Source organism: Streptomyces sp. NPDC046925 (assembly GCF_040644915.1).
In the GTDB taxonomy this organism is placed as follows: Bacteria; Actinomycetota; Actinomycetes; order Streptomycetales; family Streptomycetaceae; genus Streptomyces.
This window is the reverse complement of record NZ_JBEYWZ010000002.1, coordinates 1185898-1208630: the sequence shown is the minus strand read 5'-3', so window position 1 is coordinate 1208630 and position 22733 is coordinate 1185898. Positions and strand designations below refer to the sequence as shown.

Annotated in this window: 22 protein-coding genes; 7 read left to right on the top strand and 15 right to left on the bottom strand. The window is 71.8% G+C overall.

Annotated elements, in window-relative coordinates; all coding sequences use genetic code 11:
• Positions 1-22 precede the first annotated feature (22 nt).
• From ABZ906_RS12045 to ABZ906_RS11995, 11 genes are all read right to left on the bottom strand, one after another.
• The gene (locus tag ABZ906_RS12045; RefSeq protein WP_361380811.1) at positions 23-508 is read right to left on the bottom strand and encodes an MSMEG_6728 family protein; all 486 of its coding nucleotides are present in this window, start codon (positions 506-508) and stop codon (positions 23-25) included.
• 128 nt (positions 509-636) lie between these two features.
• A complete protein-coding gene (locus ABZ906_RS12040) occupies positions 637-1251 on the bottom strand; it encodes a hypothetical protein (protein ID WP_361183129.1) in 615 nt (204 codons plus the stop codon).
• Positions 1252-1320: 69 nt separating this feature from the next.
• Positions 1321-1905, bottom strand: coding sequence for a hypothetical protein (locus ABZ906_RS12035; protein ID WP_361380808.1), 585 nt, complete (start codon positions 1903-1905; stop codon positions 1321-1323).
• 174 nt (positions 1906-2079) lie between these two features.
• A complete protein-coding gene (locus ABZ906_RS12030; protein ID WP_361380805.1) occupies positions 2080-2928 on the bottom strand; it encodes an endo alpha-1,4 polygalactosaminidase in 849 nt (282 codons plus the stop codon).
• 202 nt (positions 2929-3130) lie between these two features.
• The gene (locus ABZ906_RS12025; protein WP_361380802.1) at positions 3131-4009 is read right to left on the bottom strand and encodes an SIS domain-containing protein; all 879 of its coding nucleotides are present in this window, start codon (positions 4007-4009) and stop codon (positions 3131-3133) included.
• A 62-nt stretch (positions 4010-4071) separates the two neighbouring features.
• A complete protein-coding gene (locus ABZ906_RS12020; protein WP_361380799.1) occupies positions 4072-5382 on the bottom strand; it encodes an alpha-glucosidase/alpha-galactosidase in 1311 nt (436 codons plus the stop codon).
• Positions 5379-6335 carry a carbohydrate kinase family protein gene (locus ABZ906_RS12015; RefSeq protein ID WP_361380796.1) on the bottom strand — a complete coding sequence of 319 codons (957 nt, stop codon included), beginning with the start codon at positions 6333-6335 and terminating at the stop codon, positions 5379-5381. Before ABZ906_RS12015 ends, ABZ906_RS12020 begins: the two co-directional genes overlap by 4 nt.
• A gap of 42 nt (positions 6336-6377) precedes the next feature.
• Complete coding sequence (locus ABZ906_RS12010; RefSeq protein ID WP_361381425.1) at positions 6378-7268, bottom strand: carbohydrate ABC transporter permease; 891 nt, start codon at positions 7266-7268, stop codon at positions 6378-6380.
• Between the two features lie 23 nt (positions 7269-7291).
• Positions 7292-8236 (bottom strand): sugar ABC transporter permease, encoded by a 945-nt coding sequence (locus ABZ906_RS12005; protein WP_361380793.1) that lies wholly within the window; start codon positions 8234-8236, stop codon positions 7292-7294.
• 28 nt (positions 8237-8264) lie between these two features.
• Positions 8265-9596 carry an ABC transporter substrate-binding protein gene (locus tag ABZ906_RS12000; protein ID WP_361380790.1) on the bottom strand — a complete coding sequence of 444 codons (1332 nt, stop codon included), beginning with the start codon at positions 9594-9596 and terminating at the stop codon, positions 8265-8267.
• 150 nt (positions 9597-9746) lie between these two features.
• Entirely contained in the window at positions 9747-10565 is an 819-nt protein-coding gene (locus ABZ906_RS11995; RefSeq protein ID WP_361183115.1) for an endo alpha-1,4 polygalactosaminidase, read from the bottom strand.
• Between the two features lie 272 nt (positions 10566-10837).
• Between ABZ906_RS11995 and ABZ906_RS11990 the strand changes: the two genes are divergently transcribed.
• On the top strand, positions 10838-11593 hold the full coding sequence (locus tag ABZ906_RS11990) for a DeoR/GlpR family DNA-binding transcription regulator (RefSeq protein ID WP_361183545.1): 756 nt from the start codon (positions 10838-10840) through the stop codon (positions 11591-11593).
• Positions 11594-11608: 15 nt separating this feature from the next.
• Here ABZ906_RS11990 and hemC read toward each other — a convergent pair whose 3' ends face one another.
• Positions 11609-12544: a hydroxymethylbilane synthase gene (hemC, locus tag ABZ906_RS11985; protein ID WP_361380787.1), complete on the bottom strand. Its 936-nt coding sequence runs from the start codon at positions 12542-12544 to the stop codon at positions 11609-11611.
• Between the two features lie 178 nt (positions 12545-12722).
• On the opposite strand from hemC, the gene ABZ906_RS11980 reads away from it, so the two are divergent.
• The gene (locus tag ABZ906_RS11980) at positions 12723-13202 is read left to right on the top strand and encodes a GNAT family N-acetyltransferase (protein ID WP_361183111.1); all 480 of its coding nucleotides are present in this window, start codon (positions 12723-12725) and stop codon (positions 13200-13202) included.
• Here ABZ906_RS11980 and ABZ906_RS11975 read toward each other — a convergent pair.
• From ABZ906_RS11975 to ABZ906_RS11965, 3 genes are all read right to left on the bottom strand, one after another.
• Positions 13162-14763 (bottom strand): MFS transporter, encoded by a 1602-nt coding sequence (locus tag ABZ906_RS11975; protein ID WP_361380784.1) that lies wholly within the window; start codon positions 14761-14763, stop codon positions 13162-13164. The genes ABZ906_RS11980 and ABZ906_RS11975 overlap by 41 nt on opposite strands.
• 13 nt (positions 14764-14776) lie before the next feature.
• Complete coding sequence (locus ABZ906_RS11970; protein WP_361380781.1) at positions 14777-16303, bottom strand: MFS transporter; 1527 nt, start codon at positions 16301-16303, stop codon at positions 14777-14779.
• An 89-nt stretch (positions 16304-16392) separates the two neighbouring features.
• Positions 16393-16806 (bottom strand): VOC family protein, encoded by a 414-nt coding sequence (locus ABZ906_RS11965; RefSeq protein ID WP_361380778.1) that lies wholly within the window; start codon positions 16804-16806, stop codon positions 16393-16395.
• A 293-nt stretch (positions 16807-17099) separates the two neighbouring features.
• On the opposite strand from ABZ906_RS11965, the gene ABZ906_RS11960 reads away from it, so the two are divergent.
• From ABZ906_RS11960 to ABZ906_RS11940, 5 genes are all read left to right on the top strand, one after another.
• Complete coding sequence (locus tag ABZ906_RS11960; RefSeq protein ID WP_361380775.1) at positions 17100-18710, top strand: ABC transporter substrate-binding protein; 1611 nt, start codon at positions 17100-17102, stop codon at positions 18708-18710.
• A 71-nt stretch (positions 18711-18781) separates the two neighbouring features.
• Positions 18782-19735: an ABC transporter permease gene (locus ABZ906_RS11955; RefSeq protein ID WP_361183544.1), complete on the top strand. Its 954-nt coding sequence runs from the start codon at positions 18782-18784 to the stop codon at positions 19733-19735.
• Positions 19732-20616, top strand: a complete 885-nt coding sequence (locus ABZ906_RS11950; RefSeq protein WP_361380772.1) for an ABC transporter permease — start codon at positions 19732-19734, stop codon at positions 20614-20616. The genes ABZ906_RS11955 and ABZ906_RS11950 overlap by 4 nt, the downstream gene beginning before the upstream one ends.
• Positions 20613-21671 (top strand): ABC transporter ATP-binding protein, encoded by a 1059-nt coding sequence (locus ABZ906_RS11945; RefSeq protein WP_361380769.1) that lies wholly within the window; start codon positions 20613-20615, stop codon positions 21669-21671. The genes ABZ906_RS11950 and ABZ906_RS11945 overlap by 4 nt, the downstream gene beginning before the upstream one ends.
• Positions 21672-21691: 20 nt before the next feature.
• On the top strand, positions 21692-22732 hold the full coding sequence (locus tag ABZ906_RS11940) for an oligopeptide/dipeptide ABC transporter ATP-binding protein (RefSeq protein ID WP_361381422.1): 1041 nt from the start codon (positions 21692-21694) through the stop codon (positions 22730-22732).
• Position 22733 lies beyond the last annotated feature (1 nt).

The following is a 22733-nucleotide window of genomic DNA, read 5'->3' as shown; positions in this document are numbered from 1 at the left end:
TCGACGCGACCCCGTTCACGCGCTACTTCTGGGCCTCGGGGCCGGGGGACCGGTCGGAGGGTGGCCAGACGTAGGGGAGGTCGTCGGGTACGTCGGGGAAGAGGGGGCGGTAGAACTCCGGTGCCTTGCGCAGCAGTGCCGACTGGTGGCTGCGGTGGAAGTCGCGGTCGCCGAGCCAGGGCGGCAGTTCGCCGGCGTCGGCGAGTTGCTCGCGGGTGCGTACGGCCGTGTCGGGGCGGTGGCGGGTGAAGTCGGTGACGAGGGTGGCGGCGCAAGTGTCGACGCGGCCCTCGGCCACCCACATCGCGCAGATGTCGAGGCCGTAGCGGACCAGGGCCTCCTCGTAGCCGGTCCACATGCGTACCGCCGGGTGGTGGCGCCATCCGTAGCCGGGGACGGTCAGGCCGCGCAGGACCTGGAGGGCCTCGACGCGCTGTTTGCCCAGGCGTGCCTGGTCGAGGGCCGCGGCGGACCGCGTGAAGTCGGGGTACGGGAGAAAGGTCTGCACGCACCATGCCTACCGCGGCGGGTCCGTTCCCATACGGGTACGGGTACGGGTGTGGGCGATTCGGGTGCACCCCCCGGCCGCCCGTGCAGAGCGGGGGCCGGGGGGAGAGAGCGGGGCGGCGGCGTGCGTCAGCCGCAGTGCTCGGACTTCTCCTGCTCGGTCATCGGGCGGGTGTGCTGTGTCTTGGTGCTGGGTGCGTCCGGCTTGGGGCCTGTCGCGTCGAAGGGGGCGTACCAGATGTAGTGGCCGTGGAACTTGTCCTCGAAGTGCAGTTCGTAGGTGCCCTTGACGCGCTGCATCTGGGATTCGCGGGTGACCCAGCCGACCTCGCCGGGGCGGACGTCGACGTTGGTGGTGTCGGTCTCGGTGTGCGAGCTTTCCCAGGTGTGGCCGTAGGAGGTCTCGATGCTCACCTTGAAGACCTCGGCGAAGCCGTACTCCGCGCTGAGCGAGACGCCGACGCTGTTGGACTCGCCGGTCGTGTCGGCCCAGGAGATGCTGGAACGCTGGAGGTCCTGCGTGCAGTTGTAGGCGCTGTCGCCCACCTGGTGGGCCTCGCCCATCGAGTCGGTGCCGGGTCCGTCGGGGTGGAAGACGCACGAGTCGGTGCCGTTGTCGCACTTGTCGAGCAACTCGCGGATGGTGGGGGCCTCTTCGTCGGCCTGCGCGGCCGGGGCGAGGGCCAGGCCGCCCGCGGTGGCCATGGCCGCCATCAGGACGGTCAGTCGAGTACGGGTGATCATGTGTGATCTCCAGTGGGGGGAAGGTGGAGCCTGTGGGGGGTTCTGCGTGCGCGTGAGCGCGGTGGCGTGCTAGCTGAAGCCGATGGACTGGGTGCGGTCGTTCATCATCTGGCCGACGTCCGAGGTGTTCTCGTCGAAGGGGCCGTCGCGGTCACCGCCGAGGTTAGGTTCGGGGTAGAGCCAGATCGCGCAGTTGCCCCAGGGCTGGACCGAGGAGATGCGGTTCTTCCAGTCGTCGCCCAGGTCGTACTGCCAGTTGACCCAGCCGTCCTTCTCGCAGAGCGAGGGGCCGCTGATGGTGAGCGTGTCGCCCGAGAAGCCGGGGTCGCTGAAGAACGTTCCCTGCACGACGTCCCCGGCGGCCGAGGAGTCCTCCTTGACGGCCGCGCGGAACGCGGACGAGGTGACGGCGGCCCGTGGGGTGGCCGGTGCGTCGGTGACGCGGCCGTCGGTGGCGCGGCCGATCGCTTCCTCGAAGGTGTCGAAGCAGCGCTGCTGTCCGCTGGACGCGTCCAGGACGCAGTGGCGCGCGGCCGGTTCGGCGCTCGGTTCGTCCGCTCCGGCAGGCTGCGCGGACAGGGTGCAGATCAGTCCGGTGGTGACGGCGACCGCGGCCCCGGCCGACCGGGTGCGGTGCGTGGTCCGTATCGCCATACGGATCCCTCCATTTCTGGCGTGGTCACTTCACCTCCTGGATAGTGGCTCCGGGTCCGTACCTGCGAGTGGAATTCCGAATTCCTTTGCCTGTGACGGCGGTTGGGGCAACTCGGGCGCCGCGAGAGCCCCCTTCGGGCACGGGGAAGGGGGAAACGGGCAGATGCGGAGGCGTCAGCACTGCGCGAAGACGTAGCCCTTTGTGTCCTTGGGGGTGACGTCGCGGTCCCGCAGGGTGATGGAGAGGCGGGGGCCGTAGCTGTCGCAGGCGGTGCGGTAGTCCTTGCGCGTGTACTCGACGGCGAAGACCTTGTCGTCGTAGGCGTCGGCGAAGTCGCCGCACTCCTTGTAGGCCGCGCACTCCTCGACGACGGCGAAGTCGAAGCCGATGCGGTCGCGCTCGGGCAGGAGGTCGGTGGTGTTCTTCTGCGCGATGGCCAGGCCCTTGTCGTGGGCGCGTTCGGCGAGCAACCGGGCGAAGGCGGCGGCGTGTTCGGTGCTCAGGAGGTCGTCGGAACGTTCGTAGGAGTCCAGGTTGTCGGGCTCCACGGCGTCGTAGCCCGCCTTGGCGCAGCCGTCGATCCACGGCCCGACGACCTTCATCAGCTCGGTGCGCTTGGCGGACGTGGAGATGTCCAGGAGCGGTTCGTCCCAGTCCTCGTCGACCACCAGGGAGCCGTCGTCGTCCTTCAGGAGCAGGTCGGGGTGGGTCTTCTTCCACCAGGCGATGGCGTCGCCCGGCTGGGTCTGGAAGGCGTTGACGTAGCACACGTTGTACAGGCCCTTCGCCGGCTCGGCGGAGCGGTCGCGCGAGACGGCCCGCACGGCGTCGTCGGGCGTGTAGGGGCCGCCGAGTTGGTAGTCGAAGACGGCGTTCGCCTTGGGTGCGCGCACGCTGTCCGCCCGGTCCGTGGGCGTGTCCGGGGTGTCCTTGCCGGTGTCGGTGGAGCAGGCGGCGGCCAGGAGGAGGGCTGCGGCGCAGGCGGCGATGCGGCCGGGGCGCGAGCGGTACAGGCGGTGCATGGAGAGCTTTCGTCCGGGGCGGCCGCGGCAGGGCCGCCGCCCTTGAGCACGGTGTGCGCGGCCTTCGGGAAGACCGTGCGGATATGTGGGGCGATGTCGATCTTACGTCGTATGCCGGGCGGGCCCGGGGCCAGGCCCGCGACGGCCGGCCGGGGGAGACCGGCCGCCGCGGGTGGCCGCTCACGGAGTCACGGGCCGAAGATCAGGCCAGGACCACGGAGCGGGTCAGGTGCGCGGGGCGGTCGGGGTCGCGCCCGGCGTCCTCGGCGCGCCGTACCGCCAGGCGCTGGGCGAGGACCAGTTCGGCCAGCGGGTCCAGCTGCGGGCGGCGCAGGTGGGCGCCGGTGGCCTCGATGCGGGCGGCGAGTTCCGCGGGCAGCGGGGACAGGCTCCACACGGCTCGGCCGGGGCCGGCCACCGCGATGGGGCCGTGGCGGTACTCCATCACCGAGTAGGACTCGGTCCAGTGGGCCGCGGCCTCCCGCACCTTGAGCGCGGCCTCGTGGGCGAGCCCGGTGTGCCAGCACTCGCCGAGGAAGGTGATCTGCTCCGCCGCGAGGAGCCGCTGATCCAGCGGTGTGCTCAGGGCGGTGCGCACGTCGGTCAGGGCCTGCTCGACGTCGTGCCCCAAGTGGGCCAGGAGCAGGACCAGTTGGGTGGTCGGATAACGGGTCTGCACCACGGACCCCTCGTCGGCGTGGTCGAGGATGATCACGTCGTCGGCCGCGCGCGCGGCGGGCGACCGGGGCACCGCGGTGATGGTGGTGAGCCGGGTGGCGGAGGGGGCCGTCCCGAGGGCGGAGAGAACCTCGGTGGTGGTGCCGGAGCGGGTCAGGGCCAGGATGCGGTCGTAGGGGCGGTCTAGCCGCGCCGCCGATGCGGGGAAGGCGTCGGTGGGGCCGTGCCCGAGGTCCTCGCGCAGGTGTGCGTAGGCCTGGGCCATGAACAGCGAGGTGCCGCAGCCGATCACGGCGACCCGCTCGCCCTTGGCGGGCAACACCTGCGTGTGGTCGGACAGTTGCTTCAGCGCGTGTTCCCAGCACTGCGGCTGGGAGTCGATTTCCTGACGGGTGAGCGACATGGAGGGTGCTTTCTTGGTTCGGGCGTGGAGGCAGCGAGGGGAGGGCGGGTGCGGTCGGCGGGTCAGTCGCCGAGCACCGCGCGCAGGGAGGGCTGGAGGCGGTCCGCGTGGGCGCGGACCATGTCGTCGCACAGCCGCCAGATCTGCTCCACGGTGAGGGTCGCGGCGGTGGCCGGGTCCGTCATCGCCGCGTGCCGGATGTGGCGCGGCTCGTCCTCGACGGCGGCGCGTACGACCAGGTCGTTCATGCTCAGGTAGGTGCGGTTGAGCGCGGCCAGCTGCGGGGGCAGGGAGCCCGCGCGGGTGGGCTGGATGCCGGAGGCGTCGACGAGGCAGGGGACCTCGACCACCCCGTGGCCGGGCAGGTTGTCGATCAGGCCGTGGTTGGGGACGTTGCCGTAGACGGTGCGCGGGGTGCCCGTGACGATGCTGTGGATGATCTGCGGGGCGTACTCCATGGTGCCCTCGACGGTGAGCGGTTCGCCCGCGGCCAGGGCGTCGCGGGTCTGGTGGTAGGCGGCGACGTTCTCCTCGACGATGCCGAGATAGGCGCCGACCGGCAGCCGCAGCCGCTCGATCTCGCTGTCGTGGTGCAGATACCAGGGCACGTACTCGGAGGAGTGCTCGCTGGTCTCGGTGGGGTAGTAGCCGAGGCGCCGGTACATGTCGACGCGCACCCGACGCCTCAACTGCTCGTCCTTCGCGATCAGTTCGTCGAGGCGGGGGTAGAGGTCCTTGCCCTGGTGCTCGAAGCGAAGGACCCACGCCTGGTGGTTGACGCCCGCCGCCCGGTAGGTGATCTCCTCGTAGGGGACGCCGACCAGTTCGGCCAGGTCGCGCATGGTCCAGTACACGGAGTGGCACAGGCCCACCACCTTGGTCAGGCCGGTGGCCTCGGTGAGGTACTGGATGTTCATGGCCATGGGGTTGGTGTAGTTCAGGAGCCAGGCGGCGGGGCAGAGTTCGGCGATGTCCTCGCCGAGGGCCTTGAGGAGCGGGAAGGTGCGCAGGGCGCGGAAGATGCCGCCGATGCCCAGGGTGTCGCCGATGGTCTGGCGCAGGCCGTGGCCCGCGGGGACGTCGAAGTCGGTGCGGGTGGCCTCGCCCATGCCGACCTGCACGATGTTGATGACGAAGTCCGAGCACGCCAGGGCCTCGCGGCGGTCGGCGTGGCTGGAGATGGTGGCGTGGGCGCCCAGGTGGTCGGCGATGTACTCGGCCGCGGACTGCGCGGTGGCCAGGCGTTCGGAGTCGATGTCGTGCAGGGCGATGTGGGCGCCCTTGAGCTCGGGGAAAGCGAAGAGGTCGGCGAGCAGGCCTTGGGTGAAGACGACACTGCCCGCGCCGATGAAGGTGATCTTGGGGTGGTTCATGAGGCGTGCGCTCCGCTCGGAGTGGTGTGGGCGAGGGCTTCGTCTCGCGTGGGCTGGGCCGGGGTGCCGCCGTGGGCGCGGGTCGACAGTGATCCGCAGGCGACGGCGAACCGCAGGGCCTGCTGCGGGTCCTGGCCGTCGAGGAGGGCGGCGACGAAGCCGGCGTCGAAGCTGTCTCCGGCGCCGACGGTGTCCATGGGGGTCAGGGGCAGGCCCGGTGCGGTGTGCAGCGTGCGGCCGTCGTGGCACAGGGCGCCGGCGGCGCCGTTCTTGACGACGGCCAGCGGGACGCGGGCGGCCAGGAGTTCGGCTGCCTGCCCGGGGCTGCCGGAGGGCAGTCCTGCCAGGTGCAGGGCTTCTTGGGCGTTGGGCAGCAGGACGTCGGTGTGGGCGAGGACGGCGCCGAGCGCGGCCGGGTCCCAGCGCCCCGAGGGATCGTCCTGGGTGTCCAGGGACGTCCTCGCGCCGTGGTCGCGTGCGGTGCGCAGGAGCCGGGGCAGGTCGGCGGCCAGACGGGGTTGCAGGAAGTAGGAGGCGGCGTGCACGTGCCGGGTGTCGGCCAGGAGCTCTTCGGGGACGTCGGCGCCGCTGACGGCGGTCAGGGTGCCCGGCGAGGTGAGGATGGCGCGGTCGTCGTCGCGGGTGAGGACGACGGTGAGCGGGGTCGGCCGGTCGGGGTCCAGGCGCAGGGCCCGGGTGTCGACGCCGCGCTCGGTGAGCGTGTCGCGCATGTAGCGCCCGGCGTCGTCGTCGCCGACCCGGCCGGCGAAGGCCACTTTCAGGCCCAGGCGCGCGGCTCCGCACGCCATGATCGCGGCGGAGCCGCCGAGGGTGAGGGATCCGGCGCCGACGAGTTGTTCGTGCTGCCCGAAGGCGAGCGGGCCGTCGAGCGGGCCCAGGATCACGTCGGGGTTGGCGTCCCCGATGACGAGCAGGTCGTACGTGGGTGGCATCGCGTTCCTTGGTGGCGTGCGGGTTGGTGGTGCGGGGGCGGGTCAGCCCTTGAGGCCGCTGGAGGTGACGGAGCGGATGAAGGCCTTCTGCGCGAAGAGGAACGCGAGCAGGACCGGAAGGACGGTCAGGACGTTGCCCGCCATCACCGCGGACCAGCGGGTGTGGTGCTGTCCCTGGAAGGTGGTCAGGCCCAGTTGCAGCGTGTACTGGGTGTCGTGGTTGATGGCGATCAGCGGCCAGGTCAGGTCGTTCCACGTGGTGAGGAAGGTCAGTACGGCCACCGTGGCCAGGGCGGGCCGGGCCAGCGGCAACACGATCGAGCACAGGACCCGCAGCCTGGAGCAGCCGTCGATCCAGGCGGCCTCCTCCAGCTCCCTGGGCAGGGAGAGGAAGAACTGCCGCAGCAGGAAGACCGCGAACGGCGTGACCAGCGAGGGCACGATCAGTGCGCCGAGGGTGTCGATGAGGCCCAGCTTCTTCATCACCAGGAAGGTGGGGATCATCGTCAGCTGGAAGGGCACCGCCATCGTCGCCAGCATCAGGACGAGCAGCGTGCGCGAGCCGCGAAAGCGCATCCGTGCGAACGCGTAGCCGCCCAGGGCGCCGAAGACGAGGTTGGAGGTGACCGCGACGGCGGAGACGATCGCCGAGTTCAGCAGCCAGCGCGGGAACATGGCGTTGCCCAGGACATAGCGGTAGCCGCCCAGGTCGATGCCGGAGGGCCACAGTGCCGGGGGGAAGCGGTTGATCTCCGCGTTGCTCATCACCGAGCTGAGCAGCAGCCAGATCAGCGGTACGGCGAAGAGCAGCGCCAGCGGGGCGAGCAGCGCGTGCCAGGGGCTGAAGGGCAGGCGCGAGCGGCGGCGGGGCAGTGCGGCGGGCTGTGCGGTCCGGTGTGTGGTGGCTTCGGGCGCGGTGGTGGTGGCGGTCATCAGGCGGCTGCTTTCGTACGACATCAGGCGGCTGCTTTCGTACGAAGGGAGCGGCCGCGGGCCACGCGCACCACGGCGCCGACGACGAACAGGGCGAGCGCCAGGACGTAGGCGGCCGCGGCTCCGTACCCGGCGGTGAAGTTCTTGAAGGCCTGCTCCCAGATGAAGTAGACGATCACGGTGGTGGAGCCGAGCGGTCCGCCCTTGGTGGTCACATAGACGAGGTCGAAGACCTGGAGGGACTGGATGGTCTGCCACAGGAGCAGAAAGACGCTGACCGGGGTGAGGGTGGGCAGCGTGACGTGGCGCAGCAGGTGCCACCGTCCCGCGCCGTCCAGGCGGGCGGCCTCGATCAGGGACTGTTCGACGTCCTGGAGCGCGGCCAGGTAGATGACGGTGCACAGCCCGGTGCCGCTCCACAGGGTGATGCCGACCAGCACGAACAGGGCCTGCGACGAGTCGGTGAGGAAGCCCTGCGGCGAGATCCCCAGATGGTGCAGGACGGAGTTGGCCGCCCCGAAGTCGGGGTCCAGGATGAAGGAGAACAGCACGCCCTGGGCGGTGGCCGAGATGACGAACGGCACGAAGAACAGGGTGCGGTACAGGCCCACGAAGCGGATGCGCCGGTTGAGCGCCAGGGCGAGGGCGAGCCCGATGACGATGCTCAGCGGCACGTACATGAGGGTGTAGAGCAGGGTGTTGCGCACGGCCTGGCTGAAGTTGGGGTCCCGGGACAGTGCCCGGTAGTTGTCGATGCCCACCCAGCGGCTCGGCGTGACCAGGTCGTTGGCCTGGAAGGACAGCAGCAGCGACCAGATGACCGGCAGGACGCTCAGGCCCAGGATGACGAGGACCGCGGGGGAGACGAACGCCCAGGCGGTGGCGGACTCGCTGCGGCGCCGGCGGCGCAGGGCGCGTCGGCCCGAGGGGTCCGGGGGCAGGGTCAGGGGGCGGGGAAGAGATGGCATGGCGGTGTCCTCAGCGTCCTCAGTGTCTTCAACGCGGTATCAGCAGGGCGGCGTTGGCTTCTTCGGCGCAGGAGCGCACCGCGTCGGCGGGGCTCTTGCGGCCGAGGAGCACGGCGACGACCGCCTGCCCGAGGGACTGGGAGATACGGGGGTAGGCCGGGTGCACAGGCCGTACCCGCGCGGAGGTGAGCGCCTTGGTGAACACGGGAAGGCCGGGCATCTGCTCGGCGTGCTCGCGCCAGGCCGGGCGGTCCTGGCTGCGGCGGCTCAGCGGCAGGCTGCCCGCCTCGACGGCCCAGTGGCTGTCCTGGGCGGGCTGGTTCAGCCAGGTCACAAAGGTGCGGGCGGCTTCGGCGCGGGCCGGGCCGTTGTCGAAGACCGTCCAGGTGTCGGGGCCCGAGATGGTCACGGGGCGGCGGCTGAAGCTGGGCAGGGGCACCACGTGGTAGTCGATCTTCGCCTGGGTGATGTCGGGCAGCTGCCAGGGTCCGGTGGGCACCATGCCCATCCGGTCGGAGAGGAAGACCTGGTACATCTGCTCGCTGCCGGGCTTGGGGTCGATGTAGACGCTCTTGTCGCGCGCCAGGTCCCGTACGACCTCCAGGGCGCGTACGCCTTCCTCGGCGAAGCCGATGCTGTGCCCGTCGTCGGCGATGACGTCGCCGCCCAGGTCCCACACCAGCGGCCACATCCGCCACACGGTGTCCTCGTCGCCGGTGCCGGGCCAGCCGGTGCCGAAGCGGCCCTTGGAGGCGTCGGTCAGGCGCCGCGCGGTGTCGGTGAACTCGTCCCAGGTCCAGCCCGGTTCGGGCAGCTCGATCCCGGCCTCGGCGAACAGCTTCTTGTTGCAGACCACGGCCAGGCAGTCCAGGACCGCGGGCACCGCCCGGATCTGGCCGTTGATGGTGACGGCCTCCCTGGCGGGCGCCCAGAAGTTGCGCCACGGCGTCGGCCCGCCGCGTACGTGCGAGGTCAGGTCGACGACCTCGGGGCTGCGGGCGACGCTGGCCAGGTCGGAGCCGAAGACGTACGCGATGTCGGGGTAGGAGCCCGCGGCGAGGGCGGCGGTGACCTTCTGGAGCATGGCGTCGGCGAGCACGCCGCCGCCCATGTCGACGCGGATGTCCGGATGGGCCCGGTGGAAGCGGGCGACCAGGCCCTTGATGACCTTGGCGGCGTTGTCCGTCTGGCCGTGCCACAGCTGGATGGTCACCCGTCCGTCGGGTCCGACCCCGTCGGCGGGCCCCGTGCCGCAGCCCGCGAGCGTGCCCCCGCCCGCCACCAGCGCGGCGGCGCCGCCCGCGCCGCGCAGGACCTTGCGCCGCGAGGGACCGCCCGGTGCTCGGGGTCCTGCAGCCATCACTACCTCCAGGGGGATCGGGTTGCGCCCGCGGCGCGGGAGGGCCATGGGACGAGACGTCGCACGGCGGGTGGGGGGAGGTGGAGCGGGGGGGGCGGTGTCCGGGCGCCCGCGGGAAGGAGTCGCGCGGGCGCCCGGAACGGCCCCGGGTCAGCAGGTCTGGCGGAGGTATCCGCTGCTGCCCGCGGGCGACACGTCGAGGTCGCGGCGCACGATGCTCAGATGGTCGCCCCAGCCGGCGCAGGACTTGCGCAGCCCGTCGGCCGAGTACTCGATGACCACGACGTCGTCGCCGAACGCGGAGGTGTAGTCGCCGCACTCGTCGTAGACGCCGCATTCCTCGGCGACGGCGAAGTCCAGGCCGGTCTCCTCGCGCGCGCCGGCCAGCTGGGGGGTGTTCTTCTGCGCGGCGGCCAGGCCCTGCTGGTGGGCGCGCGCGGAGAGCAGCTTGACGAAGGACTTGGCCTGCGAGGCCGTCAGCAGGTCGGGGAAGCGGGTGAAGGTGTCGTAGTTGTCCGGCTCGATGGCCTGGTAGCCCTTGTCGGCGCAGCCGTCGATCCAGCCGCCGACCTTGGCGGCGATGCGCTTTCGCTTGTCGGCGGTGCGGATGTCCAGGACGGCCTCGCCCCAGTCGCCGTCGTAGACGACGTCGCCGCTCTCGTCCCGCAGCAGCAGGTCCGCGTCCCACTCTCCCTCCGCTCCCGGCTGGGCCTGGAAGGCGTTGAGGTAGCAGATGTTGTACAGGCCGGGTGCGGGGGCGGCCGTGCGGTCGCGGCTGACGACCTTCACTCCGGCGGGCGGGGTGTACGCGCCGCCGATCTGGTAGTCGAACCCGGCATGCGCCGGGGGCAGCTCGACGGCGCTCGCGTCGGCGGCGGCGGTGGAGGGCGCGAGCAGGCAGGCGACCGCGGTGGCCGTCAGGGCCGCGGACGCGGCGATGCCCGTGCGCAGAACACGATTGAGGCTCATCTCAGAGCTCCGGTGGTCTGAGGGCACGTCCCCGCCTCGGACACGCGAAGGGTCCTGGCGACTTAGTCCGGGCTCATGGCCGAGGCCAACTACCGGCTGGGCGTACCTCTGCGCCGAGTGCTCCGCACCGGCGTGCCAGGGAGTTAAGCGAGCAGCTTCAGTCATGTCAAGGGACCCGGACTGAAGAGCACTTGGCGTATTCGCGCAGAAACGCGCAGCTATTCTGCGAAACTCTGCTCACAACGGTCGTCGCGGTCTATGCTCGCTCCGTGCTGAGAAGCGACCGCCAGGCGCGGATACTTGAGCAGGTCGCCGCCCGGGGCAGCGCGGACGTCGCGCAGTTGGCCGGGCTGCTCGGGGTCTCGCAGGCCACCGTGCGCCGCGACCTGCAGCAGCTGAGCGAGCAGCGGCTGCTCGCACGCACCCGCGGCGGGGCGGTCCTCGGCGCGCTGAGCATCGAAGTGCCGCTGCGGCACCGCGTCGACCAGCGCTCCCCGCAGAAACAGGCCATCGCGCAGGCCGCCGCCGATCTGGTGCCCGAGGGCGCGGTGGTGGGGCTCACCGGCGGCAGCACCACCACGGAAGTGGCCCGGCTGCTCGCCGACCGCGGGCCCGTCACGATCGTCACCAACGCCGTGAACATCGCGGCCGCCCTCGTCCTGCGCCCGACCGTCACCCTGATCGTGGTCGGCGGCACCGCCCGCAGTCAGAGCTACGAACTGGTGGGCCCCATCGCCGAGAAGACCCTCGCCGACCACCACACGGACATCGCGTTCCTCGGCGTGGACGGCATCAGCGCCGTCCACGGGTGCACCACGCACGACCAGTTGGAGGCGGCCACCGACCGCGCCTTCGCGGGGCACAGCAGCCGCACCGTCGTGGTCGCCGACCACACCAAGATCGGCAGGGCGACGTTCGCCCGGATCTGCCCGACCGCCGGTGTGCACACCCTGGTCACCGACGCCGGTGCGCCCGGCGGCGAGCTCGACGCCATCACCGCCGTCGGCGTGCAGGTCACCGTCGTATAGGCCCGCGCGCCGCCGTCAGTGCGCGATGGAGTCGATCAGCTCGCGGGCGCCCTGGCGCAGCAGCGTCACCGCCACGGACGTGCCCAGCGTCGCCGGGTCCAGCGGCCCGGCCCACTCGTGGGCGTTGAGGACCGTCTTGCCGTCCGGGGTGAACACCCGGGCGCGCAGGGAGAGATCGCCGCCCCGCTCGCAGCGCGCGTACCCGGCGATGGGGGAGTTGCAGTGCCCCTGGAGCACGTGCAGGAACATGCGCTCGGCGGTGGCCTCCCGCCAGGCCTGCGGGTCGCCCAGGCCCGAGACGGCGTCGATGGTGCGGGTGTCGTCCTCGCGGCACTGCAGCGCCAGGATCCCCGCGCCGATCGGCGGGCACATCGCCTCCACCGAGAGGATCTCGGTGACCACGTCCATCCGGTCGATGCGCTCCAGGCCCGACACCGCGAGCAGCAGCGCGTCCGCGTCGCCCGCGGCCAGCTTCTCCATCCGGCGCCCGGCGTTGCCGCGCATCGGCACGCACTCAAGCTCCGGGTGCGAGGCGGCGAGTTGGGCGATGCGGCGCACCGATGACGTGCCGATGCGGGTGCCCGCTGGCAGCTCGTCCAGGGTGAGGCCGCCCGGGTGGATGAGCGCGTCGCGGATGTCGTCCCGCTTGAGGAACGCGGCGAAGGTGGTGCCCGCCGGCAGCGGCCGGTCCGCCGGTACGTCCTTGACGCAGTGCACCGCGAGGTCCGCCTCACCGGCGAGCAGCGCCGCGTCGACCTCCTTGGTGAACGCCCCCTTGCCGCCCAGCTTCGCCAGGTCCCCCATCCAGCGGTCGCCGGAGGTCGTCACCGGCACGACCTCGGTACGGATACCGGGGTGCAGCGCGGCGAGTTCGGCGCGGACGCGCTCCACCTGGGCCAGCGCCATGGGGGAGGAACGGGAGACGATGCGGATCAGCTCAGGAGCGGACATGCGCACCACGATAGGCGCTCGCACCAGAGTCCCGTTAAAGGAGTCCTCGCTTCGCCCGCGGCCCCCGGGGCGGCCGGTTCCGGGGTGCGCCGCGCACCGGGCCCTCATAGCGTGAGGAGCAGCCGGCCCCCGTGCCCGCCTTCGTGCAGGTCCCGGCGTCAGTCCCCTGGGAGGTCCCATGTCCGCCCCCGCTGCCCGCCGACAGCCCCCGATCGTTCTCGAACGGATGGCTCCCACCCATCTGGCCGACGTTCTGGCCCTGGGCCGCGAGCTGTACGACACCTCGGTCAAGCCCTACACGTCCTGGTCCCTCTCGGCGATCACCGGGCACATGGACGCCGAAGGCTCTTCCTGCTGGGTGGCGCTGGACGGTGGTGTGCTGGCCGGGTTCGTCTGCGGCTCCATGGGCTTCGATCACCGTGCGGACTGGGGGAACCTGGAATGGATCGCCAGCGCCCCCGCCTACCAGGGGCGCGGTGTCGCCAGCCATCTGGTGCAGGCCTGCTGCGCGACCCTGACCGCCGCCGGTGCCGCCGCGGTGGTCACCGACGTCGAGTCGCGCAACACCGCGTCGGCCGCGCTGATGCGGCGCAACGGCTTCACCGAGAGCGTGTCGGTCACTCTTTTCGTGCGCGACGCACCCGAGACGACGGCCTGACGCGGCCCTTGTCCCCCGCGCAGGCCTTGCCCGGCTCCAACGGCGGTGCGCTGACGCCCAGATGGGAGCGGCAGCGCGGGGTGTTCCCCGCGTCCTCGTGCCAGGCGGCCGGACGCGGGCGGATGAAGACCGCCGCGGTGGCCGCCGCCAGGACGAACAGGCCCGCGCAGCCCGCAGCCGCCTTGCCGAACGCCGTGTTCAGGGCGTGCGGATCGGCGTACGCCGTGCCGGACAGGCCCACGGCCAGCGGCAGCGCGGCCACGACGAGCATCTGGGCGACCCGCGCCGCGGTGTTGTTGACGCCGCTGGCCAGGCCCGCGCGGCCCGCATCGACCGAGGCGAGAACCGTGGCCGTCAGCGGCGCCACGAACAGGCTCATCCCCAGGCCCAGGACCACCACCGCAGGAAGGACCTCGGTGACGTACGAGGCGCCGGGCTCGATCCGCAGCATCAACAGCGCGCCGGCGCCCGCGATCAACGGGCCCGCGACCAGCGGCAGGGTGGGGCCCACCCGGCGTGACAGATCGCCCGCGGCGGCCGAGAGCAGCAGCATCAGCACCGTGATCGGCAGCGACGCCGTGCCCGCCTGCAGCGCGTCGTAGCCCAGTGTCGTCTGCAACTGCACCGGCAGCATGAACAGGAGCCCGCCGATGGCCGCGTACAGGCACAGCGTCATGACGTTGGCCGCGCTGAACAGCCGGGAGCGGAAGAGCGACAGCGGCAGCATCGGGTTGCGGCGGCGGTGCTCGACCACGACGAACGCGGCGCCCGCCGCGAGTCCGCCGAGCCCCGGCAGCAGGGCCGCCGTCTTCGAGGAGTCGCCGGACGCGCCGATCAGCGAGAAGCTGATGCCCGCCAGGAACAGGGCGGCCAGGCACGCCCCCGTCACGTCGAAGGGCTTGTCCGCGGCGCCCTCGGCGCGGCTCTCGGGCACATGACGCACCGCGAAGAGCACGAGTGCGGCCAGCGGCACATTGATCAGGAAGATCCACCGCCAGCCGGGGCCGTCGATCAGCCAGCCGCCCAGGAACGGCCCGACCGCGCCCGCGACCCCGCCGAGGCCCGACCAGGCTCCCACCGCCCGCGCCTGGTCCTGCGAGCGGAACGACGTGCGCACCAGGGCCAGCGAACCCGGCGTGAGCAGCGCACCGCCGATGCCCTGCAACGCCCGCGCCGCGATGAGCATCCCCGCGTCCTGCGCGATCCCGCACAGGGCGGAGGCGGCGGCGAACCACACGACGCCGATGACCAGGGTGCGGCGCCGCCCGATGCGGTCGCCCAGCGCACCGCCGAGCAGCAGCAGCGCCGAGAGCGTGAGCATGTAGGCGTTGACGACCCACTGCAGGGAGCCGATCGAGGCGTCCAGTTCGCGGCCCAGCGTGGGCAGGGCGACGTTGACCACCGTGCCGTCCAGCATCGCCATGCCGGAGGCGAGCACGGCACAGGCCAGCACCCAGCGGCCCCGCGCCGAGGCCAGCGCGACACCGCCGTCGGGGTTCTCGCTTCCGGAGCCCTCGCCCCCGGAGCCCTCCGTCGCCGGCTCCTGCGCTGCGGATGCCATCGCCCCACCACCCCTACATGTGGACCGGGCCGCCACCCGTGGCCGAGTGGACCGGAGCTCCCCGGCGGTACAGCACGACCGTAACGAGCAGTCCGACGGCGAAGAAGACCGCCGACCACCAGTACGCCGTCGAGTAGCTCTCCATCGCCGACTGGGCCTGCACCTCCGGAGTCGGCTGCCTGCCCACGAGGTAGTTGGCCGCGGCGCTGGTGGCCAGGGAGTTGAGCAGGGCCGTGCCGATTGAACCGCCCACCTGCTGGCTGGTGTTGACCATCGCCGACGCCACGCCCGCGTCGTGTGCGGCGACGCCCGCGGTGGCCATGCTCATCGCCGGGGCGAAGACCAGACCCAGGCCGAGTCCCGCGACGAGCAGCGGCGGCAGGACGTGCGCGGCGTAGCCGCTGTGCACGTCCAGGGCGGTCAGCCAGGCCATCGCGGCCGCCGCCAGGCCCATGCCGAGCGGCACGATGGGCTTCGCGCCGAACCGCGGCACCAGCGAGTTGGTCGTGAGGACCGAGATCACCACCATCACGGCGACCATCGGCAGGAACGCGAGCCCCGTCTTGACGGGCGTGTAGCCGAGGATCTGCTGGAGGTAGTACGTCAGGAACAGGAAGACACCGAACATGCCGGCGCCGGAGATGAACATCGCGAGGAACGAGGCCGCGCGGTCCCGGTCGAGCACCACCCGCAGCGGAAGCAGCGGATGCGCGGCCCGCGTCTGCCACCAGGCGAAGGCGGCCACCAGGACGGCGCCGACCACCAGGAAGCCCCAGGTCTGGACGTCGCCCCAGGCGTGCGACTCGGCGTTGGAGAAGCCGTAGACGATGCAGAACAGGCCCGCGGAGACCAGGATCGTGCCGGGCACGTCCAGCCTGGGCCGGTCCGCGGGCCTGCCGCCGTGCAGCAGCCGGGCGCCGCCGAGCATCGCGAACACCGCGAAGATCAGGTTCACGTACAGGCACCAGCGCCAGTCCAGGTACTCGGTCAGGACGCCGCCCAGGAGCAGGCCCACCGCGCCGCCCGCGCCCGCGATGGCGCCGTAGATGCCGAACGCCTTGGCGCGCTCCTTGGGGTCGGTGAACGTCGTGGTGAGCAGGGAGAGCGCGGCGGGTGCCAGGAGGGCGCCGAAGAGGCCCTGGAGCGCGCGGGCCACCACCAGCATGGTGAAGCTGGTGGCCGCGCCGCCGAGGGCGGAGGCGAGCGCGAAGCCGCCGAGACCGGCGAGGAAGACCAGCTTGCGGCCCACCAGGTCGGCGATCCGCCCGCCCAGGAGCAGCAGGCTGCCGAAGGCCAGGGCGTACGCGGTGACGATCCACTGGCGGTTGCCGTCGCTGAAGCCGAGGTCGCGCTGGGCCGAGGGCAGCGCGATGTTCACGATCGTGGCGTCGAGGACCACCATGAGCTGGGCGATGCCGACGACGCCGAGGATCAGCCAGCGGTGCTCGTGGCGCCCGCCGGTCTCGTGCGGGGCGGGGGAGGCCGTGGCTCCGTCGGTGTGCACGGCTTCGAAGGGGTCCGGCGCGGGCGAGCGGTCCATCGGTGCCTCCAGAAGCCCCCCTGTCACGCAGGACATCCCCGTAACACCGTAGATGCGCTGCTCAGCGCCCGCGACCGGGACCCGGCCGGTCAGCCCTGCGGCCGGCTGATATTGACCATCCAGGGGATGCCGAAGCGGTCCGTGCACATGCCGAACACGTCGCCCCACATCTGCTTCTCCAGCGGTACGGCCACCGAGCCGCCGGCGGACAGCTTGTCCCAGTAGCCGCGCAGCTCGGCTTCGTCGTCGCCGCTGAGGCTCACCGAGAAGTTGTTGCCCGGTGTGTGGTTCATGCCCGGCGGGGTGTCGGCGCCCATCAGGGTGAAGCCATGGGGTGCCTCCAGCAGGCCGTGCATGATGTGGTCGGCGATCGGCGTGCCCTGCTGGCCGGCTTCGCCGAAGGTGTGGAGCGCGAGGTCGCCGCCGAAGACCTCCTTGTAGAACTCCAGCGCCTGCCGGGCGTCGCCGCCGAAGCTGAGATACGGGTTGAGCCGCGAAACCATGGAAACCTCCCGGAACGGGATAATCGGTCAGTTGCGCGGACAGTAGCGCGGCGCACTGACAACGGCCCGGCGAGCGCGGGCGTGCGGCATGCGGCACGTCGTCCCGTGGTGGACGGAAAGTCCGCTGCGTGGTGCGGCCACCTATTTGTCGCGGCTGGTTATTCAATCTTCATCAAATCCGGTCCGGCATCCGGACGGACCTCTTGTGTGCGGACTGTATGCGAAATACGTTCTGCCGTATTCCTTGATCGTCCACGATCAGTCCGGAACCACCCTGGCGGAGGTACCTACCCGTGCGCCGAAAAGCGGTTGCCCCGGCGGCAGTTGCCCTGGTGATGTCCCTGACGGCGGGCTGCGGCTCCTTGCAGTCCTCGGCCACCGAGGTCGGCGGTGAGCGCCTGACCGACGACCGTCCCGTGCGCGACGGCGGCACCCTGACCGTCGCCCTCCTCTCCGACCCGGACAAGCTCGATCCGACCCTGGCGCAGACCCTCGTGGGGCGCACGGTCTTCGCCGGGATGTGCGAGAAGCTCTACGACATCGACGAGCACGGGACGGTGATCCCGCAGCTCGCCACCGCCCTGCCCAAGACGTCGAAGGACGGCCGCACCGTCACCTTCCGGCTGCGCAAGGGCCTGCAGTTCAGCGACGGGACCACCCTGGACGCGGCCGCCGCGGTTACCTCGCTGCTGCGCCACCGCGACCTCGCGGGCTCGGCGCGCGCCACCGAACTCGCCCCCCTGGCCAAGGCGGAGGTGACCGGGCCCTACACGGTCAAGCTCACCCTCAAGCAGGCCTACGTCCCGCTCACGGCCGTCCTCGCCGACCGCGCCGGCATGGTGATGTCGCCCGCGGCGCTCAAGAAGTACGGCAAGAACTTCACCAACCACCCTTCCTGTGTGGGCCCCTTCAAGTACGTGGAGCGCGTCGGCGGCGACCGCATCGTGCTCGCCAAGGACCCCCACTATTACGCGGCCGACAAGGTCCACCTCGACAAGGTGATCTACAAGCCGATACCCGACGGCAACGTCCGCCTGGCCAACCTGCGCTCCGGCGACATCCAGGTCGGCGACCAGATGACCCCCGTCGACGTCCGCAGCGCCCTGACCGAGCCCGGCCTCCAGCTCTTCAACTCGCCCTCGCTCGGCTACCAGGGCATCGGCTTCAACGTCGGCAACGTCAAGGGCCTCGGCCAGCAGCCCGGGCGCATCGACACCCCGCTCGCGCGTGAGCCGCGGGTGCGCGAGGCCTTCGAGCTCGCGATCGACCGCGACCTCATCAACAAGGTCGTCTTCCAGGGCATGTACGAGCCCGCCTGCGGCCCCGTATCGCCCGAATCGGCCATCGCCCCCGGCGTCGAGGCGGCGGCCTGCCCGAAACGCGACGTCACCAAGGCCCGGCGCCTCCTCGAGGAGGCCGGGGTGAAGACGCCGGTGCGCATCGAGCTGAAGGTGTCCACGGCGCCCGAGTCCAGCCGCCTCGGGCAGGTCATCCAGGCCATGACCAAGGAAGCCGGGTTCGCCGTCACCCTGCGCCCCACCGAGTACGCCACGATGCTGGAGGAGACCGATTCCGGCCACTACGACGCCTTCCTCAGCGGCTGGTCGGGGCGGCTCGACCCGGACGGCAACATCGCCAGCTTCCTGCAGACACGCGGCGCGATGAACGCCTACGGGCTCTCCGACCCGGTCATCGACCGGCTCGTCCGGCGCGGCCGCACCGAGGCCGACCCGGACGAACGCGCCGCCGTCTACCAGGAGTTGACCCAGCGCGCCCGGGAGCGGCGCGGGCTCGTCTACCTCTACCGGCAGAAGAACTACGTCGTCACCGCCAAGGACATCGCCAGCGTGCGCGTCTACAGCGACGGCCTGGTGCGCGTCACGACTGCGGGGTACACCCGATGAGCCTCGACCTTCCGCGCGCGGCATCCGCCCGCCCCGCCCCCGCCCGAACGGGCTCCGTACGCCTGAGCCCCATGACGTCCTATCTGCTCACCCGGCTGCGGCAATCCCTCATCACGCTCGTCCTGGTCAGCATGGTCGTCTTCGCCGGAATCCGCGCCCTGCCCGGCGACCCGGCCCTCGCGCTCGCCGGCGAGGAGCGCACCCCCGAGGCGCTGGCCGCGATCCGCGCCGACTACGGCCTGGACGACAACATCGTCGTCCAGTACGGCCGGTTCATCGGACACGCGATCACCGGCGACCTCGGGACCTCCTCACGCACCGGCCTGCCCGTCGCCGACGCGATCACACGGGCCCTGCCCGTCACCCTCGAACTGGCCGCCCTCTCCCTGCTCCTCGCGATCGTCGTCGGCATCGGCGCGGGCATCGTCGCCGCCGTGCGGCGCGGCAAGCCGGAGGAGTGGCTGGCCAACGCCCTGGCCCTGCTCGGGCTCTCCGTGCCCACCTTCTGGCTGGGCATGGTCCTGGTCCTTGCCTTCGCCATCGCGGTGCCGGTCTTCTCCGCCTCCGGATACGTGCCCTTCGCCACCGACCCGCTGGACAACCTGCGCCGCATGGTGCTGCCCGCGATCGTCCTCGGCTCAGGACTCGCCGCCGTCGTGATGCGCCAGACCCGGGCGGCGATGCTCGACTCGCTCTCCGCCGACTACGTGCGCACCGCGCGGGCCAAGGGCCTGTCCCGGCGCGAGGTCATCGGCGGGCACGCCCTGCGCAACTCGCTGGTCACCGTCGTGACCGTGCTCGGACTCCAGCTCGGCCACCTCATCTCCGGGGCCGTGGTCACCGAGCAGATCTTCGTCCTGCCCGGCTTCGGCAAGCTGACCATCGACGCCGTCTTCACCCGCGACTACGCGACCCTGCAAGGCGTGGTGCTCTGCACCTCCGCCGCGTACATCCTCATCAACCTGCTGGTCGACGTGGCGTATTCGGTCATCGACCCGCGCATCCGGCTCGGAGGTGCCCGGTGACCACAGCGGTACTCACCACCCTGGGGCGGATACGCTCCGCGGGCGCGGGCAGCGGCAAACTGCGCGCCCTGCGCAAGAACCGCCTCGCCATGACCGGCGGCATCATCGCCGCCCTGTTCGTCCTCGCGGCGCTCTTCGCACCCCTGGTCGCGCCCTACGACCCCGCGCGCCCCGACTTCGCCGACGCCCTGGCCGCACCCAGCTGGTCGCACTGGCTGGGCACCGACGACCTCGGCCGCGACCAGCTCTCCCGCGTCGTGTACGGGGCGCGGGCCTCCATGCAGGTCGGCGTGGTGGCGGTGGCCCTCGCCTTCGCCGTCGGCGTACCCCTCGGGCTCCTCGCGGGCTACTACGGCAAGGTCGCCGACAGCGTGGTCTCGCGACTCACCGACACCATGCTCGCCTTCCCCTTCCTGGTCCTTGCCGTCGGGCTCGCCGCGGTCCTCGGCCCCTCGCTGGGCAACGCGACCATCGCGATCGGCATCTCGCAGATCCCCGCCGTCATCCGCATCACCCGCGCGGAGACACTGCGGCTGCGGCACGTCGACTACGTGGCCGCCGCCGTCGCCAACGGCGGCGGGGACGCCACCGTGCTCTTCCGGCACATCCTGCCCAACGCCACCTCCGCGCTGACCGTCCAGGCCACCGTCGGCATCCCCGCCGCGATCATCGGGGAAGCGCTGCTCAGCTTCCTCGGCCTCGGCGTGCAGCCCCCGGAGGCATCGCTCGGCGTCATGCTCTCCGGCGCCCAGTCCTTCCTGGCGCCCGCGCCGTGGATGGCCGTCTTCCCCGGGCTCGCGGTCGTCGCGGCCACCCTGGCGTTCAACTTGCTCGGCGACGGCCTGCGGGACGTCCTGGACCCCCGAGGAGCCACCCGATGACCCAGCCGGTACTGAGCGTGCGCGACCTGTCGGTGACCTTTGGCGCCTTTCGCTCCGACACCCGCACCGTGCACGCCGTCGACCGTCTCTCCTACGACGTCGCACCGGGCGAAGTGCTCGCGGTCGTCGGCGAGTCGGGGTGCGGCAAGTCCGTCACGGCGATGGCCGTGATGGGCCTGCTGCCGCCCACCGCCCGCGTCGAGGGGTCGATCAGACTCGGCGGGAGCGAGATCGCGGGCGCGAGCGAGAAGGAGCTCGGGCGGGTCCGCGGCAAGGACATCGCGATGATCTTCCAGGAGCCGATGACCTCCCTCAACCCCGTCCTGACCATCGGCCGGCAGATAGGCGAGGTGCTCCGCCGCCACCAGGGCCTGTCGAAGAAGCAGGCACGCGCGCGTGCCGTCGAACTCCTCGACCTGGTGGGCATCCCGGCCCCCGCCCAGCGCGTGGACGAATACCCCCACCAGCTCAGCGGCGGCATGCGCCAGCGGGTCATGATCGCCATCGCGGTCGCCTGCGACCCCGCCGTCCTGATCGCCGACGAGCCGACCACCGCGCTCGACGTCACCGTCCAGGCGGGCATCCTCGAAGTCCTGCAGTCGCTGCGCGAACGGCTCGGCACCGCGATCGTGCTGATCACCCACGACCTGGGCGTGGTGGCCGACACCGCCGACCGCGTCCTGGTCATGTACGCGGGCCGCCCCGTCGAACAGGCCCCGGCGGACGAGCTGTTCGCCGAGCCCCGCCACCCCTACACCCGCGGTCTGCTCGGCGCGGTCCTGCGCCCGGGCGGCAGTCCGGGCGGCAGTCCCGGCGGTCAGGGCAAGCGGCGCCTGCCCGAGATCCCCGGCCTGGTGCCCAGCCTCGACGCGCAGCCGGACGCCTGCACCTTCGCCCCGCGCTGCGCACACGCCGACGACCGGTGCACGACACGCAGGCCCGGCTTCAAGGCCGTCTCCCCGAAGGCGGGAGCCGACGCCGCGCACCGGGCGGCCTGCTGGCACCCGCAGGACGCCCCCGTGCTCACGCCCACCACCCGGGAGGCCGGACAGTGATCCCCACCCAGCCACCGCACATGCCGGACGCCGACGATCAGCCCGTGCTCGAACTGCACGACCTGGAGCGGCACTTCGCGTCGCCCGGCGGTCTCGTGCGCGCCGCGGACGGCGTCACGCTCACCGTTGGCAGGGGCGAGGTCGTGGGGCTCGTCGGCGAGTCGGGCAGCGGCAAATCGACCGTGGGGCGCTGCGCCGTACGGCTCGACGAGCCCACCGGCGGCACCGTCCGCATCAACGGAACCGACGTGACCCGCCTCTCGCGGCGCGCCCTGCGGCCCCTGCGCAGGGACTTCCACCTGATCTTCCAGGACCCCTCGTCCTCGCTGGACCCGCGCATGACCGTCGGGCAGATCATCGCCGAACCCCTGCGCCTGCACGGCATCGCCAAGGGGGACGCGGCCCGCGACCGCGTGGCCGCACTCCTCGCCAAGGTGGGCCTGCGCCCCGAGCACGCCGACCGGCATCCGCACGAACTCTCCGGCGGGCAGCGCCAGCGCATCTCCATCGCCCGCGCGCTCTCCGTGGACCCCGACCTCCTGGTGGCCGACGAACCCACCTCCGCCCTGGACGTCTCCGTGCAGGCCTCGGTCCTCAACCTCCTCGCCGATCTCCAGCGCGACCGCGGCTTCGGCTGCCTGTTCATCACGCACGACCTGGCCGCCGTGGAATTCCTGGCCGATCGCATCGCCGTCATGTATCTCGGCCAGATCGTCGAACAGGCGCCCACCGCCGAACTGTTCGCCGACCCCAAGCACCCCTACACCCAGGCGCTCCTGTCCGCCGCCCCCGTACCGGACCCGGCCCTCCAGCGCACCCGCGAGCGCATCGTCCTCAGCGGTGAACTGCCCAGCCCCCTCGCCCCGCCGCCGGGCTGCCGCTTCCACACGCGCTGCCCGCTGGCCGTCGACCGCTGCCGCACCGAGGTGCCCGCGCTGCTCGACCTGCCCGGCGGCGGGCGCCAGGTCTCCTGCCATCTGGTCGGCGACGACGGCACGGCACCGGACGCTGCCGCCGCCCCGGCCCTCCGTACGATCCCCAGTACCCGCACCGCACGCTAGG

Bases quoted from the DNA above. Each gene is read 5' to 3' on its own strand.
- ABZ906_RS12040 (WP_361183129.1), bottom strand. From the start codon at position 1,251: ATGATCACCCGTACTCGACTGACCGTCCTGATGGCGGCCATGGCCACC.
- ABZ906_RS12035 (WP_361380808.1), bottom strand. From the start codon at position 1,905: ATGGCGATACGGACCACGCACCGCACCCGGTCGGCCGGGGCCGCGGTC.
- ABZ906_RS12030 (WP_361380805.1), bottom strand. From the start codon at position 2,928: ATGCACCGCCTGTACCGCTCGCGCCCCGGCCGCATCGCCGCCTGCGCC.
- ABZ906_RS12025 (WP_361380802.1), bottom strand. From the start codon at position 4,009: ATGTCGCTCACCCGTCAGGAAATCGACTCCCAGCCGCAGTGCTGGGAA.
- ABZ906_RS12020 (WP_361380799.1), bottom strand. From the start codon at position 5,382: ATGAACCACCCCAAGATCACCTTCATCGGCGCGGGCAGTGTCGTCTTC.
- ABZ906_RS12015 (WP_361380796.1), bottom strand. From the start codon at position 6,335: ATGCCACCCACGTACGACCTGCTCGTCATCGGGGACGCCAACCCCGAC.
- ABZ906_RS12010 (WP_361381425.1), bottom strand. From the start codon at position 7,268: ATGACCGCCACCACCACCGCGCCCGAAGCCACCACACACCGGACCGCA.
- ABZ906_RS12005 (WP_361380793.1), bottom strand. From the start codon at position 8,236: ATGCCATCTCTTCCCCGCCCCCTGACCCTGCCCCCGGACCCCTCGGGC.
- ABZ906_RS12000 (WP_361380790.1), bottom strand. From the start codon at position 9,596: ATGGCTGCAGGACCCCGAGCACCGGGCGGTCCCTCGCGGCGCAAGGTC.
- ABZ906_RS11995 (WP_361183115.1), bottom strand. From the start codon at position 10,565: ATGAGCCTCAATCGTGTTCTGCGCACGGGCATCGCCGCGTCCGCGGCC.
- hemC (WP_361380787.1), bottom strand. From the start codon at position 12,544: ATGTCCGCTCCTGAGCTGATCCGCATCGTCTCCCGTTCCTCCCCCATG.
- ABZ906_RS11980 (WP_361183111.1), top strand. From the start codon at position 12,723: ATGTCCGCCCCCGCTGCCCGCCGACAGCCCCCGATCGTTCTCGAACGG.
- ABZ906_RS11975 (WP_361380784.1), bottom strand. From the start codon at position 14,763: ATGGCATCCGCAGCGCAGGAGCCGGCGACGGAGGGCTCCGGGGGCGAG.
- ABZ906_RS11970 (WP_361380781.1), bottom strand. From the start codon at position 16,303: ATGGACCGCTCGCCCGCGCCGGACCCCTTCGAAGCCGTGCACACCGAC.
- ABZ906_RS11965 (WP_361380778.1), bottom strand. From the start codon at position 16,806: ATGGTTTCGCGGCTCAACCCGTATCTCAGCTTCGGCGGCGACGCCCGG.
- ABZ906_RS11955 (WP_361183544.1), top strand. From the start codon at position 18,782: ATGACGTCCTATCTGCTCACCCGGCTGCGGCAATCCCTCATCACGCTC.
- ABZ906_RS11945 (WP_361380769.1), top strand. From the start codon at position 20,613: ATGACCCAGCCGGTACTGAGCGTGCGCGACCTGTCGGTGACCTTTGGC.
- ABZ906_RS11940 (WP_361381422.1), top strand. From the start codon at position 21,692: ATGCCGGACGCCGACGATCAGCCCGTGCTCGAACTGCACGACCTGGAG.